Raw genomic sequence first — 16,059 nt, 5'->3', positions numbered from 1 at the left:
AAAAGCCGTTTTGGGCGCCGGGCTAGTATTGTCCCGACATGATGCCCTGAACGACCTTTTCCACCGCTGCCTCCACCTCGGGGCTCATCTCCTTGGTGAACTCGTCCACCTCCTTGACCTCGATGAGCAGCAGCTTGAGGTCGGAGGGCATCTCCTCGGGAAAGACCTCGTAGCCCACCTTGAGAGTGGTGCCGATGGTGATGGCGTGGGAGTTGACCAGGGAGGCGTTGGTGAAGACCTCGTCCATGGCCGCCTCCACCACTTCGCCGGGCTCGAAGCCAAGCATGCAGGCGTCCACCACGATGACCTTTTCCCGGCCCTTGCAGTTGTCGATGAGGTCGAAGCCCACGGTATAGAGGTCCAGCACGTCCACGTCCGCGCCGCGCTTTTCAAGCTCCTCTATGACCAGAAGCCCCGCCCGGTCGTCCTTGAGCAGGGGGTTGCCGATACCGATGACCAGTGGTTTGGCCACTTCCTCTCCTTGTGCGCGCTCGCGGTGAGCGGATGCAAAAGGGCCGGGGGCGATGCCCCCGGCCCGTGGTTCGTCTTTGCCTAAAGCCCGGGAACTAGAAGTTCTTGAGCTTCTTGTACAGCTTGCCGTTGGAGTCGAGAATCTCGATTTCCAGCGGGGTCTGGCCGCCGGTGATGGCGTGGGTGGCGCAGGCCAGGCACAGGTCGTAGGGACGGAAGGCCATCTCCACGTAGTTGAGCATGCCCTCGGAGACGTCGCCGTTCTTGATGAAGTGCTTGGCGGCGTTCTTCACGGCCAGGTTGATGGGCGCGTTGTTGTGGGTGGTGGCCACGATGAGGTTGGCACCGGTGACGATGCCCTTCTCGTCGGCCTCATAGTGGTGGATGAGGGTACCGCGCGGGGCCTCGATGATGCCCACGCCTTCCCCGGCCACCTCGTCGGGCTTGTTCCAGGTGTCCTTGGAAACGATGGAGGTATCGGAGGCGATCTCCACCAGCTGTTCGGCGGCGTCCAGCAATTCGATGGCCCGGGCCCAGTGGTAGGCCAGGACCTTGTGCACGGGCTTGTCGCCCAGCACCTTGAAGAACTGCTCGTAGTGCTGCTGGGCCTTCTGGCCGCGGCAGCCGTTGGCCACGTTAAAACGCGCCAGGGGGCCGACGGAGTATAAATTGGTGTCAGGACCGCCCTTGATGCCGTCCCAGTCCCCGACCTTCTTCTGGTAGGGGAATTTCAGGTAGCTCCAGGGCTGCACGCGCTCGGCGATGAAGTCCAGGTACTCTTTGCCCTGGAAGGTGCCGACCTCTTCGCCCTTGGCGTTGATGACCTTCTGGGTGCCGTCGTAGTACGCCATGGTGCCGTCTTCGTTGACGCTTCCCATGTAGCCCACTTCCACATCGTAGATCGGTCCGGTGACCAGGTCCACGTAGGAAGGGTTTTCCAGGACCACGTCGTTGAAGACCTTCAGGGTCAGCTCGCCCAGCTCCACCAGCTCCTTGCCCCACTCCTCGATCTGCTTCCGCTCCTCCTCGGAGATGGAGCGGGACCAGCCGCCGGGCAGGCCGGCTACGGGGTGGTTGGGGCGTCCGCCCAGCAGCTCGAAGATCTTCACTGCCTTCTCGCGCTTGGACAGGACCAGCTTGGCGGTCTCCTTGCCCACGGCCTGGATGAGCCCAACCACGTTGCGCACGGCCGGGTCGGCCTCGGGGCCCACCACGAAGTCGGGGAAGCCCAGGGCGTAGAGGATGATGGCGTGGTCTTCAACATAGTGGGCGTTGAAGAACAGCTCGCGCAGTTTCTTGCCCACTGGGTGGCATTCCACGCCGAAGACACCGTCGGAGGCCTTGGTGGAGGCCATGAAGTGCACTGCCCGGCACACGCCGCAGATGGTGGAGACGGTACGGGGCACCTCCTCCATGGGCAGGCCCTGGAGGAACTTCTCGTAGCCGCGGAACTCCACCGTCTGGAAGAAGGCGTCATCCACGTTTCCGTTGTCATCCAGGAAGATGGCGATCTTCCCGTGGCCTTCCAGTCGGGTAATGGGATTGATTTCGACTTTTTGCACTGTATTCCTCCCGCCCTATGCGGCCGGCGTCTTCCGGTCGATTTTGCCGGTGGTGTAGGAGTAGCGGTAAACGAACTTGGCCAATTGCGGGTACTTGGCCATCAGCTCCTCGGTGGAGGCGTCGTCCGCCAGGGCCGATGCGATGGTCTGCAGGCAGCGCGCGCCGTAGTCCTTCACCCCGGGCAGCGGGCCGCCGCAGCCGCGGCAGGGCACGTTGGCGCTGAGGCAGGCCGAGCCGCAATCGCCCTGGGTGATGGGCCCGAAGCAGATGTAGCCCTGCTGCAGCAGGCACTTGTCCGGGTCGGGCTGCCCGTCGATCATGCGGTAGACCTTGCCCACGGGGCGTCGGGTCTCGCCGGTCTCGGCGGGGTTGCGCTTGCACACGTCGCACACGGCCTTGCCGCCGGTAAGCCAGGAGCCCTTGGCGGGAAGTTGACCCGAGAGCAACAGCTCGATGGCCTTCATGACGTGCTCGTGGTGCGGCGGGCAGCCGCCCACGAAATAGTCCACGTCCACCAGCTCGTCCACGGTGTAGACGCGGTCGGTGAAGGACGGGATGGTCAGGTCGTACTTGCCTTCCAGGGTGTACTCCGGGGTGGGCATGACGCCGTCCGGGTTGTCCGTGGACCAGGAGTCCTTGTAGGCGGTGTTGAACAGTTCCTCCTGGGTGTGGAGGTCGCCCATGGCGGCGATGCCGCCCAGCCCGGCGCAGGCGCCGTAGCCGATCAGCACCTTGGACTTCTTGCGCAGCACCTCGACGGTGTGCTTGTTCTCGGAGTTGCGGACCATGCCGTCCACGAACCCGACATCGATGAAGTCGTCGGGCATGGCTTCGAGGTCCTTGTATTTCACGTCGGCGGCGGTGGGGGCCCAGAAGACGATCTCGAGGGCGTCGAGGGCGTCCACCAAGCGCTCGGAGAGGTCCACCAGGGCCATCTCGCAGCCCGCGCAGCCACCGGCCAACAGGATGCCAACCTTCACTTTGTCAGCCATTGGTATCTCCTTGTGGTGTCTTCACGCCGGGCACTAGGCCTTGACGGCTTCCTTGACCGGGTTGGGGCCGAGTTCGGTGAGCTGGTCGGTGAATTCCGTGACCACCTCGGCGAACTTCATGCCCTCTGCGCCGGAGATCCACTCCAGCCGGAAACGGCGGGAATCGAAGCCCTCGTCCTCGATGAGCTTCTTGAGCAGCATCATGCGGCGCGAGGTCTTGTAGTTGCCTTCCTTGTAGTGGCAGTCGCCGAAGTGGCAGCCGCCCACCAGGACGCCGTCCGCGCCGCGGCGCAGGGCTTCCAGGATGAACTCGGGCTCCACGGTGCCGGAGCAGGGAACCTTGATGAGCTTGATGGTCGGGGGATACTTGCAGCGCAGGTTCCCGGCCAGGTCCGCCCCGGCGTAGGTGCACCACTGGCAAGCGAATCCGACGATGTTGGGAGTCCACGGCATGGCTAGGCGACCTCCTTCACCAGGCGCTTCTCGCTCTGGATCTCCTTGATGATGTCCTCGCGCGGCGTCTTGGAAATGGCCGCCACTTCCTTGGGGTCGAAGCCCATGGCCAGGGCCAGGAGCTGGGTGTAGTAGAACACCGGCACGGACTTGGGGATCAGCCCGCGCTCCTGGAGGATGGGCTGGGACATATCGAACTGCAGGAAGCAGGAGGAACAGGTGGTGACGATGATGTCCGGATCCAGCTCCTCGATGATGGAACGCATCTTCTCGGCGAACAGCCCCAGGGACTTCTCCACGTCCGCGGTGCGCATGCCGCCCATGCCGCAGCAGGAGGACAGACGCGAGTAGTGCGGCGCGCTGGCGCCCAGGGCCTCGGCCAGCTCGCGGAGCTGGGTGGGCTCGTAGGGGTTGTCCTCTTTGATCTTGTAGGCATCGGAGGGCCAGAGCTGGTGGCAGCCGGGCTGCACCGCGACCTTCAGGCCTTCCAGGTCGTACTTGATGTTCTGCTTGATCTTCTCGGGCCCCACCATTTCATGCAGCACCTGGGAGACGTGGTAGATCTCCGAGGTGCCTTTGTACTCCCGCCCGGCGTGGGCCAGCAGTTCGTTGGCCTTCTTCTTCAGCTCGGGGTGGGCGTCCATGAAGTGCTTGGCTTCCGAGAGGATGCCGTAGCAGGAGTTGCAGCCAGTCACCAAGTCGATGCCCCTGTCCTCGGCCAGGGTGATGTTGCGGCCCGAGACGGCGCACCAGGTGGGCTTGTCGAAGGAGGGCGCGGTACCCCAGGCGGGGCAGCAGGAGGCACCCTCCAGGTCTTCCAGGCCGATGCCCAGGGCGGGCAGGGCCTTGCGGAAGGACTGCTCTATGTCAGGAGCCTTGAAGGGGATGTTGCACCCCAGGAAGAGTCCGTAGTTTTCCATTGTCCGCTCCTTTTAGAAGAGCCCCAGCTCGGCCATGGGGCTGTTGTCCAGGATGGCCTGAATCTCCTCTTGGGCCTTCTCGTTGTACGCCGAGGTGGGCGCCTTGCCGGGAAGTCCCACGCCCTCACGCAGCTCGCCTGCCTCGGTGAAGACGGCGTGGCCGATGTCGTGCAGCTGCATCTGCGCGGAAACGGTGGAGGTGGAGAAGGCCAGTTCATTGGCCTGGTAGCGGCGGAAGGCGATGACCACTTCCTGCGGCCGCACGCCCTGCGGGCAGACCTCGGTGCAGCGGTTGCAGTTCTGGCACCCCCAAGAGGACTGCTCCTCGATGATGTCCTCCAGCAGCCCGTCCTGCAGCTTCTTGATCAGCAGGCGGCAGAGCACGGGGAAACCGGCCTGCACGCCGGGGCAGACCGAGGAGCAGGCACCGCACTGCACGCAGCGCTGGATGCCGTCGCCACCGTATTCGATGATGGTGTTGATGGCCTCGTCGATTTTATCCTTGGACAGCTGAATCGCCATCTCGTTCCTCCTAGCTGGTCAGGGCCGCGATCTGGGCCATGATCTGTTCTTCCTCGTAGCCGTGCAGCACGATGGCAGCGCTGGGACAGGTGGCCGTGCACACGCCGCACCCCTTGCACTGGGTGATGTCGATCTCGGCGCGGGGCCTGTCGGCGAAGGTCTTCATGGAGATGGCCGAGTACGGGCACAACGGCACGCAGATGCCGCAGCCGGAGCACTTCTCGGCGTGCACCTCGGAGATGATCGGCTCGATCTTGACCTTGCCCTGGGCCAGCGGAACGGCGGCCGCGGCGGCAGCGCCCTTGGCCTGGGAAACGGTGTCCGGGATGTCCTTGGGGCCCTGGCAGCAGCCGGCCAGGTAGATGCCCTGGGTGGCGGTCTCCACCGGTCCGAGCTTGGGGTGCATTTCCTTGAAGAAGCCGGAACCGTCGAACTGCAGGCCGAGCTTCTGGGCCAAGCCCTTGGCGCTCTCGGTCTGCTCGATGGCCGTGGCCAGGATGACCATGTCGGATTCGATCTCGACGTTCTCGCCGTGCTCCATGTCGTAGGCCACCACGCGCATCTTGTCGTCGTCGAGGGTCTGGATGGAGCCGACCTTGCCCTTGAGGAAGTTGATGCCCATGCGCCGCGCGCCGGTGTAGTACTCGTCGTAGTCCTTGCCAGCGGTGCGCACGTCGATAAAGTGCATGTAGATGTCGAGGTCCGGGTACTTCTCCTTGAGGAGCCGGGCCTGTTTTATCATGTACATGCAGCACACCCGCGAGCAGTAGGTGTGGTGATTGACGTCGCGGGAGCCAACGCAGGAGACGAAGTTGATGGTCTTGGGCTTTTCGTTGTTGGAGGGCTTGAGCAGCTTGCCTCCGGTAGGGCCGGTGGCGGAGATGAGCCGCTCCAACTGCAGGGCGGTCATGACGTTGGAGTGCTGGGGAGCCAGCTCCTTGAAGCAGTCTTTCTCCATGACCTTGTAGCCGGTGGCCACGACGATGGTGCCCACGTCCACCTCAACGATCTCCCCTTCGGGATTGTAGTTGATGGAGCGGTCAACGGCATCTGCGGGGCAGGCCTTCTCGCACGGGGCGTACATGGGCTCGCCGGTCTTTTTGGAGGTTTTGGGCTCGCTGCCGATTTTGCGCCCGGCGCAGTTGAGGCAGGAGTCCATGTCCACCACGGCCTTCTTGGGCACGGCCTGGGGGAAGTGGATGTAGGCGGCGGACCGCTTGGAGAGCCCGGCGTCAAACTTGTCCGGGGCCTTGCCCGGGCAGACGTCCACGCAGGCGCCGCAGCCGGTGCACTTCTTCCAGTCGATGTAGGTCTGCTTGCGGCGGACCTTGACGTTGTAGTTGCCGATGAAGCCCTCCACGTCATCGATCTCGGAGTAGGTCATGAGCTCGATGTTGGGGTGGCTTCCCGCCTCGACCATGACCGGGGTCAGGATGCAGGCGGAGCAGTCGTTGGTGGGGAAGGTCTTGTCCAGCTGGGCCATCACGCCGCCGATGCTGGGGTCCTTCTCCACGAGGTAGGTCTTGTAGCCCATGTTGGCCAGCTCCAGGGCGGAGAAGATGCCGCCCACGCCGCCGCCGACCACCATGGCCTTCTGGGTGACGTCCACGAACTTGTCCTCGAGGGGCTTGAGCCGGGCTGCCTTGCCCACGGCCGAGGACACGACCATCTTGGCCTTCTCCGTGGCCCCGGAGGGGTCCTGCGGATGGACCCAGCTGGACTGGTCGCGGATGTTGGCCATCTCAAAGAGATACTTGTTCAGGCCTGCGGACTCACAGACGCCCCGGAAAATGGGCTCGTGCGTGCGCGGCGTGCAGGCCGCGACCACGACGCGGTCCACCACGCCGTCCTTGATGTCCTGCTTGATGAGTTCCTGTCCCGAGTCCGAGCACATGAAGAGGTCTTTTCGTGAAACGACCACGTCAGGCAGCGTCTCGGCGAACGCCCGTACGGCCTCGACATCGATCACACCGGCGATGTTCGAGCCGCAATGACAGACGTACACACCCACTTTCGCCATGGTTTCCTCCTTTGCGGGTTGCTTCCCTATCCGCCACGTTCCCTTGCCCGGTTCCAATCCCCCCGGAGAAGAGAACAAAAAAAAGGGCCGCAAGGCGTATAGCCTCGCGACCCGATCATCCCGTCACGGTCTGGCAGTGGCGCCGTGCGCCTTCCGATTCTGCATATCTTTCAACCGCATGTATCCCCATCGTGCTCAAAGCTGACCCTCTATACATTTCAGTGGTGCGTGTGACAAGCCAAATCGGCCGGAGTAACACTAAATTATTATTCGTGTAACATGTGGCGCGGGCAAAACTGTGGAAAAAGATTCACAAGGCATTCATTTGCAATCAATGAATTAAATATCATACTTACTTGGGCGTGATTGTGCACTCAAACAAGGCTTGCGGGCATTCCGACTTGTTTGATTGCCCATTCAACAACACCCTCCCGCAGAAGTCCGAATTGGAGTGGGCAAACGCCGGAAACGTTCGTCAGGCCCACGGGCCCGTCTCGCCACCTCCCCGGAAACTGGCCTCTTTCTCACCTTGGGATCGCCGACCGTCCGGAATACAAGTAATACCTTGCGGGAACCGCCCGCCCCGGTCGGACTTCAGCCAAGCGAAACGGACGGAAACAATGCGCATCGCCTTTTTCAGCACCAAGAGCCACGATCGCGATTTCTTTGACCAGGCCAACCAGGAGTTCGACCACCAACTCGATTATTTCGAACCCCGGCTGCTGCCGGAAACGGCCCGTCTGGCCGAGGGATACGAAGGGGTTTGCTGCTTTGTGAACGACCGCCTGGACGCGGACATCCTGCAGACCCTTCACGGCGGCGGCACCCGGCTGGTGGCCCTGCGGTGTGCCGGGTTCAACAACGTGGACCTGACCAAGGCCGGAGAACTGGGCATGACGGTGATGCGGGTGCCGGACTACTCCCCCCACGCCGTGGCCGAGCACACAGTGGGTCTGGTCCTGGCCCTGGACCGCAAAATCCACCGCTCCTTCAACCGGGTGCGGGAAAAGAATTTCTCCCTGGAGGGGCTGCTTGGCTTCGACCTGCACGGCAAGACCGTGGGCGTCATCGGCACGGGCAAGATAGGCACGGTCATGTGCCGCATCATGCGGGGTTTCGGTTGTTCCGTACTGGCCCATTCCCGTTCGGAGCGGGACGACGTGAAGGATATGGGAGTGGGGTACGTGCCCCTCAAGGACCTCTTGTCCCGCTCGGATATCGTCTCCCTGCACCTTCCCCTCACTCCCAAGACGCATCACCTCGTCGACGAGAAGGCCCTCTCGGGCATGAAGCGCGGAGCCATGCTGGTCAACACCAGTCGGGGCAAGCTGGTGGACACCGAGGCCGCCATCGAGGCCCTCAAATCGGGAAGCCTGGGGGGCATGGCCATCGACGTCTACGAGGAGGAGTCGGATATCTTCTACCAGGACCTGTCCGGCAAGGTCATCGACGACGATCTCCTGACCCGGTTGCTCATCATGCCCAACGTCATTGTCACCGGGCACCAAGCCTTCTTCACCGAGGAGGCCATGGAGTCCATCAGCCGCATCACGCTGCAAAACATCTCGGACTTCGAGGCGGGCAAGGCAGAGGATTCGGGCAACACCGTCTCTGCGGAAAAGCACACCAAATAACCAGGGCTTGCCGCCGGGCGGGCCCTTCCATACAAAGACGGCATGAGCGAACGCCGCCTCCGGGTCCTGGGCACATCGTCCAGGGTGCCCACCCGCGACCGCAATCACTCTGGCCACTTCCTGGCCTGGGACGAGGCAGGGCTGCTGCTGGATCCAGGCGAGGGCACCCAGCGGCAGATGGGCCTCTTCCGGGTCTCCGCCTCCCGCGTGAGCCACATCCTGCTCTCACACTTCCACGGCGACCACTGCCTGGGCCTTCCCGGCGTGTTACAGCGCATCGCCCTGGAAATGCCGGGCAAGCGGGTGGAAATCGTCTACCCGGGAGAACAAGAGCATGTTCTGGCCAACCTGCTCGATTGCACCCTCCACCACGCAGATGTCGAGCTTGTTCGGCGATCGGTGCGCGGCGACCAAGCCGATATGGACCTCGGCTTCGCCACGCTGCGGGCCGCCGCCCTGGACCACGGAGTCACCTGCTACGGCTACAGGCTCCAGGAGCCGGACAAGGTGAACCTGCTGCCGGAGAGGCTCGCTGAATTCGGCGTGTCAGGACCGCTGGCCAGACGGTTGAAAGAGGAAGGCAAAGTCGAGGTCCACGGTCGGGAGGTGGTGCTGGGGGATGTGGGCGTCCGCCGCCCGGGCCAGTCCTTCGCCTACGTAACGGACACGCGGAAATGTGAAGTGGCCCTGAAACTGGCCGAAAACTCGAGCCTGCTGCTCTGCGAAGCCACGTACCTGCACGAGCACGCCGACCTGGCCCAGCAGTATGCCCACATGACCGCCGTCCAGGCGGGCGAGTTGGCCGCGGAGGCGGGAGCGGGCGCGCTGCTGCTGACCCACTTCTCACCGCGCCACAACGACACGGACGATTTCGCCCGCGAGGCTGGCGCTGTTTTCCCCGGCGCGCAGGCGGCCAGGGACGGGGACGAGGTGGATATCCCCCGCCCGGCCCGGCCGTTCGACTAAGCCGGGCGGGGATGAAGTCGTATACCGCCGATGCGCGGGACTACAGCCCCACTTCCGCCAGATCGGGACCCAGGTAGGCCCGCTCGTTCTCGCCCAGAATCCCCAGCGACAGGCAGATGAGGGTCCAGAGGTGGACCGTGTGGTAGCCCGCGCCGTGGTACCCGGCCAAGTCGTGAATCTGGGAGTGGCAGTTGTGGCACGGGGTGATGACGTAATCCGCCCCGGTGGCCTGAATCTGGTCGAACTTGAGCTTGCCGTAGGCCCGGCGGTGGTTGTGGAACCCCGCCTGCAACGCCCCGCCGCCACCGCCGCAGCAGTAGTTGTTGGACTTGTTGGGATACATTTCCACGAAGTTCTCCTCGCCCACCACCGCCTTGGTGATGAAGCGCAGGTCCTCGGCCACGGGGTCGCCCAGGGACTTGCGCACAAGCTGACAGGGATCCTGGACGGTGAACTTCACGCCCAGATCCTTGTTCCAGTCGGGATTGACCGGCAGCTTGCCCTCCCGAATCCAGCGGGCGTACCAGGGAATGATGCTCTCCAGGGAAAAGCTGGGCTTGATGCCGAATTTTCGCAGCCCGGCCCGGACCGCGTAGAATTCGTGCCCTCACTCGGTGTTGAGCCAGACGTCGGCTCGCAGGCCCTCCACCGCCTTGACCTTGGTCTCCACGATCTTCTTCCAGGCACCCGTGTCCGCGGCGAACATGCAGTAGTTCTCCGCGGCCCACCCGGCCGTGCCATAGGTCCAGTCCGCGCCCACGTAGTTGAGGATCTTCCACAGGGGCACCATCTCGTCCGGTTCGGTAACCGGCTCGCGCGAGTTCTGGTTGAGATAGAAGGTGGCCCCCTGCTTGTTCACCGGCGCAACGATCTCGCGGCAGCACTCCTGGGTCTCGCGGATTTCCTCCAGCACGTCGCCCACGACGAACTCGAAATCCTCCTCGGAGATTCCCATGGCGCTGGCCGTGGGCGTGCGCAGGGCCACGTCGCAGGAATTGACGATGCCGGACGGGCGCTCTTCGCGCGGCCAGGCCTCGCGGGCGTGGAAGACCAGTTGGGGAATGTCGATGGACATGGGGCAGACGTGGGAGCAGCGGCGGCACAGGGTGCACATCCAGATCCACGGCGTGGAGGTGACCTCCTTGTCCATGCCCAGCGCGGCCATGCGCAGGAACTTGCGGGGATCCATGCCCTCCAGGCCCGTGGCCGGGCAGCCCGCGGTGCAGAGACCGCAGGTCAGGCACATGTCCAGATGCCCCCCCTCGGGAAGGATTTCCTCCACGATGTGCATGAAGGACACTTCCCTGGCCTCGCGCGGAAGTCGGCACTTTTCACTCATGATTCTCGCCTCGCAGGCTCGTGTTGGAACTCGCCGGGCTTCTTTCCCGGAGTCCGGTCGTCACATGTCATCTTCGGCCTTCCCCTCACCCGGCAGCACCAGCTCCACCCCCTTCTCCCGCAAAATGCGGCACAGGGAATCGGAAGGCCGGCGGTCAGTAAAAAAGATGTCCACCTCGCCGATGTGGGCGATGCTGATGAGGGGGGTGCGGGTAAATTTGCTATGATCCGCCGCCAAGTATGTTGACCGCGCGTTGCGCATCATGACGCGCATGGCCTTGACCTCGGAGTAGTCGTAGTCGAGCAGCTGCCCCTCGGCGTCGATGCCGGAGAGGGTGAGGACGCAGAAGTCGACCTTGAACTGCTCCAGAAACTCCAGCGCGCCCTCGCCCACCAGACCGTTGTCGCGTGAACGCACCCGGCCGCCGCAGACCGTGACCTCGAACGTCTCGTTCTCCGAGAGGATGACGGCCACGTTGAGATTGTTAGTTATGACGCGCAGGCCCTGGTGGCCCTGGAGAGCCCGGGCGATCTCCTCGGAGGTGGTGCCGATGTCCAGGAAGAGCGAAGCGTGGTTGGGCAGTCTGGCGGCGACCATGGCCGCGATGCTCCGCTTTTCCTCCCGGTGCAGGTCCTTGCGGGTGGAATACGTCAGGTTGGCCACGCTGGTGTTGATGCCGGCGCCGCCGTGGTAGCGCACCAACAGCCCCTTTTCGCAGAGCAGATTGATGTCGCGGCGGATGGTCTGGGCGGTCACGTCGAACCGTTCGGCGAGGCTCTCCGTGGAGACATAGCCGTGCTCGTGCACGGCGGAGAGAATGTCCCGCCTCCGCGGAGTCAGGCCCGCCAGTTCCTCCCTGGTCAGCCAGCGGTCGCCGAAGGGGATGACGCGTGTGGAAATGGTTCCCTCCTTTCTTGGCCCGGCTTCCGGACCCCAGGCCCGTGTCGTCCTCGGGCCCGAAGAACGTTCTGCCCATTCCGGCTCGTTGCTTCACGAAACCGTGTCATTTTCATGTACGTCCGGGCGGCGATTTTCGCAAACGAAAATTTACCCACGCCATCCTGGCGATACCGAAAATATTCACTTGCAAGCAGATTCCATTCTGTTACAGTCCGGTGAAGATCGAAACCCAACCTTGGCAGACGGTGGGGAAAGCGAGGCGGGCCGGATGCAAACACGCGTTCTGATCTTCGGCGGGGGGGCCACTGGAACCGGCCTACTCCGGGACCTCGCCCTTCGCGGCGTGGATTGCTGCCTGGTGGAAAGCCGCGACCTCAACGCCGGAACCTCCGGGGCCAACCACGGCCTGCTCCATTCCGGGGCCCGATACGTCTCCAACGATCCCGAATCAGCCCGCGAATGCCGCCAGGAAGCGGCCCTTCTCAAACAGCTTGCCCCGGACATCATCGAGGACACGGGCGGACTGTTCGTGGCCGTCAAGGGCGACGACGAATCCTACATCGCCGATTTTCCCGGCCACTGCGAAGCCAGCGGCGTTCCCTGCCGCGAGATTTCCCCTGATGAAGCCAGGGAGAGGGAGCCCCATCTCTCCACCGAAACCATCGCCGCCTACGAGGTGGAGGACGCCTCCATCGACCCCTTCCGCCTGGCTTTGGAAAACGTCTCCCACGCCAGGGAGCACGGGGCGAAATTTCTTCGGCGCACCAAGGTGGTGGCCTTCACCCGCGACAGCGGCCGCATCCGCTCCGCCACCCTGGAGGACACCCGCACCGGGAAACGCTTCGAGGCCGAGGCGGAAATCTTCGTCAACGCCACCGGGGCCTGGGCCGGACAAGTGGCCGGGCTGGCCGGTCTGGACGTGCCCTTGCTTTATTCCAAAGGCACCCTGGTGGTCAGCCACAACCGCGTCTCCCACCGGGTCATCAACCGCCTCCGGCCGCCAAGCGACTCCGACATCCTGGTGCCCGGCGGCACCGTCTCCATTCTCGGAACCACCTCCATCCGCCTGGATTCGCCCGACAACATCCTGCCCACCGTGCGGGAGGTGGACGACATCATCGAACAAGAATCGCGGATGGTCCCCAAACTGGAGCGGACCCGCTACATCCGCGCCTACGCCGGTGTTCGCCCGCTGGTGCAGCCCAGGGGCAAGGACGGCGGCGACCGGGAGGTGAGCCGGGGATTCTCCCTCATGGACCACGCCGAGGACGGCCTGGACAACTTCCTGACCATCACCGGCGGCAAGCTGACCACCTTCCGCCTCATGGCCGAAAAGACGGCCGACTCGGTCTGCGCCAAGCTGGGCGTGAACGCACCCTGCCGCACCCGCGAGGAGCCCTACCCCTGCTGCGAAACCTGGCGATGGACCGAACCGGGAGGCCTGGCCCTCGAGGAGATCACTTCGGTCGACCCCAAGGACGTGGTGCTGTGCGAGTGCGAGATGATCCCCAAGAAGGCGGTGGACGCCATACTGGACGACATGGCCGAAGATCCCCGCGTGGGACTGAAAGCCATCTCCCGCCGCAGCCGCCTGGGTAAGGGGTCCTGCCAGGGCAGTTTCTGCGCCCTGCGCACCACGGCTCACCTCTATGACCGGGGCGTTCTGCGAGAGAGGCAGGGCGTGGAAAACATCAGGGACTTCCTGGCCGAGCGATGGCGCGGGCAACGTCCCATCCTCTGGGACATGCCCCTGGTGCAGAACGAGTTGCAGGAAGCCCTGTACTGCGGCCTGCTGAACCTGGACCTGGAGGACTAGGTGGCCGAGCGGATTCACGACCTGTTCGTCATCGGCGCGGGCATGGCCGGAGCGGCCGGGGCCGCCTTCGCTTCCGGCCGGGGCCTGGACACGGCCATGACCGGCACCAGCGGAGCCATGGCCTACTCCTCCGGCTGCCTTGACTTTCTCTCCGTGCACCCCGTGGCCGAGAGCCGTGCCTGGGACGACCCGATGCAGGCGCTGAAGGCTCTTTCCGCCGACCTTCCCGGCCACCCCCTGACCCGGGCCGGTGCGGAAGCCGCCGGCCGCTCCTTCGAGGAGTTTTTGAATTTTTCCGCTGAATCGGGCCTGGCCTACTCCGGGCTGCATGAGGCCAACAAATCCATCCTCTCCCCCCTGGGCACAGTCAAGCGAACCGCATGCGTCCCCGCGACCATGCGCGGCAACGCCGACGCGCTGGCGGCCAAGGCTCCTTGCCTGATCGTGGGATTCAAGGGGCTGAAGGGGTTCAGCCCGCGCCAGATCGCCGAGGTCCAGGGCGAGAAGTGGCCCGGCCTGCGCGTGGAGGTCATCGACTTCCCCGGATTCGAGGATTCACCGGACCACTACTGCGAACAGCTTTCCCAGACCCTGGAGACGCCCGAGACCCGCGACCGGCTGGTGGAGGCGCTGCGCCCGCTCGTCGAACACGCCGAGTACGTGGGCCTGCCCGCAGTGCTCGGGCTCTACCGCACCAGGGAAATCCACCGCCGCCTGGAGGAGGGACTCGGCGTACGGGTATTCGAAATCCCCACCATGCCCCCCGGAATCCCCGGTTTGCGCATGTGGGAGCGCTTTTCCGAGGAACTGCGCGGGCGCGGCGTGCGCATCCACACCGATGCCAACGTCCTGGCCGTCCGGCGCAACGACAGCGACTTCGAGCTTGACCTGGGCCTGTATGGCCGGGCAAGCGAGACTGTACGGGCGCGCAACGTGCTGCTGGCCGGAGGCCGCTGCCTGGGCGGCGGACTGCGGGCGAAACGTGACAGGCTTGTGGAGCCGCTGTTCGGCCTGCCGGTGCGCCAGCCCGGGGGCCGCGAAAAATGGCACGGCCAAGACTTTCTCGATGCCGGGGGGCACCCGGTGAACCGGGCGGGGCTGGACGTGGACGACGATTTCCGGCCCCTGGACGAATCGGGACGGCCGACGCAAGGACTGTACGCCGCCGGGGCCATCCTGGCGGGACAGGACTGGGTGAGGGAAAAGTGCGGCAGCGGTTTGGCCCTGGCCACAGCGCTGCGCGCCGTGGAGGCTTTGACACGGTCGGGATGAGGCGCTTTCCGACCCGTTTTACCCATCGGGACCAGCAGACAGCAAGGGTGGAGGCGAATGGGAATAGTCGTTGATTCGGTAACAAAGACGTTCCAAGGCGAAGCGGCCTTGAAGGAAGTCTCCCTGGAGGTCGAGGACGGGGCGTTCATGACCATTCTCGGTCCCTCCGACGCCGGCAAGACCACGCTGCTGCGCATCATGTGCGGCATCGACATGCCGGACAGGGGGCGCGTCTTTTTCGACGGCAAGGACGTGACCAAGGAGGCCGTGCAGAAGCTGCCGGTGGCCATGGTCTACCAGCAGTTCATCAACTACCCCTCCATGAGCGTCTACGAGAACATCGCTTCGCCGCTCCGGCTGGGCGGCAAGAAGCTCTCCAAAGGCGAGATCGACCGCAAGGTGCGGGAAAACGCCCAGTTGCTGGGTCTTTCCCAAGTCCTGGACCACTTCCCTGAAGAGATTTCCGGCGGCCAGAAACAGCGGGTGGCCATCGCCCGGGCGCTAACCAAGGAAGCCAAGTTCACCTTCCTGGACGAACCCCTGGCCAACCTCGACTACAAATTGCGCGAGGAGCTGCGCGGCGAACTGAAGAATATCCTCCGCCAGAAGGGCGGCGTGGTGGTTTACGCCACTCCGGACCCGGTGGACGTGCTCTCCATGGCCACCCACGTGGCCTACCTGCAGGAAGGAGAGATCCTCCAGGTGGGCGAGATGGAGGATGTCTACCGCATGCCCAGGCTGGCCGATGTGGGCAACTACTTCTCCTACCCCAGCATGAATCTCATGCAGGGCAAGCTGCACGTGCACGGCGACCGCCACATCCTGCACCTCTCCCAGGAGGTCAGCGTTGACGTGACGGAATACGCCGACCGGCTGCACCGTTCCGAGTACATCGTCGGTGTGCGCGCCTACAACCTCAAGCAGACCCGCGAGCGCCCGGACATGGTGCCCATGTCCGTTTCCGTGCGGCTGGCCGAACGCATCGGCTCTGACACGGAACTGCACCTGGAGCACTACAGCAGCCAGCTGGTCATGTTGGTGGAGGAGTTCGCGGACAGCGACCTCGACGAGTCCATCGAGGTCTATCTCGACCCCAAACGCCTCTTCCTCTATGACACCTCCACCCGCGAGCTGGTGCTGAAGACGGACGAACCCGAGAACAACGGCCCTCGCGCCGAGGCAAGGGGCTAG

The 16,059-nt window shown here is 64.0% G+C and carries 14 protein-coding genes; 5 read left to right on the top strand and 9 right to left on the bottom strand.

Annotation, left to right across the window (positions count from 1 at the left end; all coding sequences use genetic code 11):
• Positions 1-22 precede the first annotated feature (22 nt).
• The 7 genes from N911_RS0115965 to N911_RS0115935 all read right to left on the bottom strand — a co-directional run bounded on the left by N911_RS0115965 (position 23) and on the right by N911_RS0115935 (position 6,941).
• Entirely contained in the window at positions 23-472 is a 450-nt protein-coding gene (locus N911_RS0115965; RefSeq protein ID WP_051694512.1) for a hydrogenase maturation protease, read from the bottom strand.
• A 94-nt stretch (positions 473-566) separates the two neighbouring features.
• Positions 567-2,033, bottom strand: coding sequence for a Ni/Fe hydrogenase subunit alpha (locus N911_RS0115960; RefSeq protein ID WP_029898901.1), 1,467 nt, complete (start codon positions 2,031-2,033; stop codon positions 567-569).
• Between the two features lie 15 nt (positions 2,034-2,048).
• Entirely contained in the window at positions 2,049-3,026 is a 978-nt protein-coding gene (locus tag N911_RS0115955; protein ID WP_029898899.1) for an NADH-quinone oxidoreductase subunit B family protein, read from the bottom strand.
• Between the two features lie 33 nt (positions 3,027-3,059).
• Positions 3,060-3,479 carry a hydrogenase iron-sulfur subunit gene (locus N911_RS0115950; RefSeq protein ID WP_029898897.1) on the bottom strand — a complete coding sequence of 140 codons (420 nt, stop codon included), beginning with the start codon at positions 3,477-3,479 and terminating at the stop codon, positions 3,060-3,062.
• Positions 3,480-3,481: 2 nt separating this feature from the next.
• Positions 3,482-4,399, bottom strand: coding sequence for a CoB--CoM heterodisulfide reductase iron-sulfur subunit B family protein (locus N911_RS0115945; protein WP_029898895.1), 918 nt, complete (start codon positions 4,397-4,399; stop codon positions 3,482-3,484).
• Positions 4,400-4,411: 12 nt separating this feature from the next.
• The gene (locus N911_RS0115940) at positions 4,412-4,921 is read right to left on the bottom strand and encodes a 4Fe-4S dicluster domain-containing protein (RefSeq protein ID WP_029898893.1); all 510 of its coding nucleotides are present in this window, start codon (positions 4,919-4,921) and stop codon (positions 4,412-4,414) included.
• Positions 4,922-4,931: 10 nt separating this feature from the next.
• The gene (locus N911_RS0115935; protein WP_029898892.1) at positions 4,932-6,941 is read right to left on the bottom strand and encodes a CoB--CoM heterodisulfide reductase iron-sulfur subunit A family protein; all 2,010 of its coding nucleotides are present in this window, start codon (positions 6,939-6,941) and stop codon (positions 4,932-4,934) included.
• A 620-nt stretch (positions 6,942-7,561) separates the two neighbouring features.
• Between N911_RS0115935 and N911_RS0115930 the strand changes: the two genes are divergently transcribed.
• The gene (locus N911_RS0115930) at positions 7,562-8,575 is read left to right on the top strand and encodes a 2-hydroxyacid dehydrogenase (RefSeq protein WP_029898890.1); all 1,014 of its coding nucleotides are present in this window, start codon (positions 7,562-7,564) and stop codon (positions 8,573-8,575) included.
• A gap of 42 nt (positions 8,576-8,617) precedes the next feature.
• The gene (locus N911_RS0115925; RefSeq protein ID WP_029898888.1) at positions 8,618-9,541 is read left to right on the top strand and encodes an MBL fold metallo-hydrolase; all 924 of its coding nucleotides are present in this window, start codon (positions 8,618-8,620) and stop codon (positions 9,539-9,541) included.
• A 40-nt stretch (positions 9,542-9,581) separates the two neighbouring features.
• Here N911_RS0115925 and N911_RS18155 read toward each other — a convergent pair whose 3' ends face one another.
• Together N911_RS18155 and N911_RS0115910 are read right to left on the bottom strand one after the other, a co-directional pair.
• Positions 9,582-10,880 (bottom strand): (Fe-S)-binding protein, encoded by a 1,299-nt coding sequence (locus tag N911_RS18155; protein ID WP_081859292.1) that lies wholly within the window; start codon positions 10,878-10,880, stop codon positions 9,582-9,584.
• 60 nt (positions 10,881-10,940) lie between these two features.
• Positions 10,941-11,720 carry a DeoR/GlpR family DNA-binding transcription regulator gene (locus N911_RS0115910; protein ID WP_138774445.1) on the bottom strand — a complete coding sequence of 260 codons (780 nt, stop codon included), beginning with the start codon at positions 11,718-11,720 and terminating at the stop codon, positions 10,941-10,943.
• Between the two features lie 328 nt (positions 11,721-12,048).
• Here N911_RS0115910 and glpA point away from each other — a divergent pair, with 328 nt between their 5' ends.
• The 3 genes from glpA to N911_RS0115895 all read left to right on the top strand — a co-directional run bounded on the left by glpA (position 12,049) and on the right by N911_RS0115895 (position 16,059).
• The gene (gene glpA, locus N911_RS0115905; protein ID WP_029898882.1) at positions 12,049-13,596 is read left to right on the top strand and encodes an anaerobic glycerol-3-phosphate dehydrogenase subunit GlpA; all 1,548 of its coding nucleotides are present in this window, start codon (positions 12,049-12,051) and stop codon (positions 13,594-13,596) included.
• A complete protein-coding gene (gene glpB / locus N911_RS0115900) occupies positions 13,597-14,868 on the top strand; it encodes a glycerol-3-phosphate dehydrogenase subunit GlpB (RefSeq protein ID WP_029898880.1) in 1,272 nt (423 codons plus the stop codon).
• Positions 14,869-14,976: 108 nt separating this feature from the next.
• Complete coding sequence (locus N911_RS0115895; protein WP_051694510.1) at positions 14,977-16,059, top strand: ABC transporter ATP-binding protein; 1,083 nt, start codon at positions 14,977-14,979, stop codon at positions 16,057-16,059.

Source organism: Desulfohalovibrio reitneri (assembly GCF_000711295.1).
GTDB classification, from domain to species: Bacteria; Desulfobacterota; Desulfovibrionia; order Desulfovibrionales; family Desulfovibrionaceae; genus Desulfohalovibrio; species Desulfohalovibrio reitneri.
The sequence above is the reverse complement of the archived record's forward strand: the minus strand, read 5'-3'. Positions and strand labels throughout refer to the sequence as shown.

What these genes read in the sequence shown, in the direction of transcription:
- N911_RS0115925 (WP_029898888.1), top strand. Translation starts at nt 8,618, where the DNA reads ATGAGCGAACGCCGCCTCCGGGTCCTGGGCACATCGTCCAGGGTGCCC.
- N911_RS0115945 (WP_029898895.1), bottom strand. Translation starts at nt 4,399, where the DNA reads ATGGAAAACTACGGACTCTTCCTGGGGTGCAACATCCCCTTCAAGGCT.
- N911_RS0115935 (WP_029898892.1), bottom strand. Translation starts at nt 6,941, where the DNA reads ATGGCGAAAGTGGGTGTGTACGTCTGTCATTGCGGCTCGAACATCGCC.
- glpA (WP_029898882.1), top strand. Translation starts at nt 12,049, where the DNA reads ATGCAAACACGCGTTCTGATCTTCGGCGGGGGGGCCACTGGAACCGGC.
- N911_RS0115955 (WP_029898899.1), bottom strand. Translation starts at nt 3,026, where the DNA reads ATGGCTGACAAAGTGAAGGTTGGCATCCTGTTGGCCGGTGGCTGCGCG.
- N911_RS0115930 (WP_029898890.1), top strand. Translation starts at nt 7,562, where the DNA reads ATGCGCATCGCCTTTTTCAGCACCAAGAGCCACGATCGCGATTTCTTT.
- N911_RS0115950 (WP_029898897.1), bottom strand. Translation starts at nt 3,479, where the DNA reads ATGCCGTGGACTCCCAACATCGTCGGATTCGCTTGCCAGTGGTGCACC.
- N911_RS0115940 (WP_029898893.1), bottom strand. Translation starts at nt 4,921, where the DNA reads ATGGCGATTCAGCTGTCCAAGGATAAAATCGACGAGGCCATCAACACC.